Genomic DNA, 300 nt, shown 5'->3' with positions numbered 1-300 from the left:
ATGTACGGGCACATCAAGTATTGTCTGAGTCACCAAGCATTGTGTTTACTGGTATGAATGTGGGTGTCATCGCAGTGGCAACTATGATAGGTGTTGGCGTATTTAAAGAGCGGCTCAATCGCATTAATATAATAGGGCTATTATTGGCGGTTGGTTGTGTGGCAGTACTGTTTTTAGCATAACCGTTTAGCCTAAATTCATCCATATCGTTGCGATTTATAAAATTGTTAACTTATCAGATATAGGCATGCCGGGCATCCTATGATAAGGTTATCTAAAAATAGTAAGACTGATATAAGC

Annotated in this window: 1 protein-coding gene; it reads left to right on the top strand. The window is 39.0% G+C overall.

Features of this window, described 5'->3' with window-relative positions:
- Nucleotides 1-182, top strand: a 182-nt coding sequence (locus AAEZ03_RS26705; RefSeq protein WP_502947960.1) for a hypothetical protein, incomplete at its 5' end; no start/stop codon positions are given.
- Between the last annotated feature and the right edge of the window lie 118 nt (nt 183-300).

The organism is Pseudomonas sp. HY2-MNA-CIBAN-0224, assembly GCF_040310285.1.
GTDB lineage: Bacteria > Pseudomonadota > Gammaproteobacteria > Pseudomonadales > Pseudomonadaceae > Aquipseudomonas > Aquipseudomonas helleri.
Note: the sequence above shows the minus strand (reverse complement) of the source record. Positions and strands in the feature narration are given on the sequence as shown.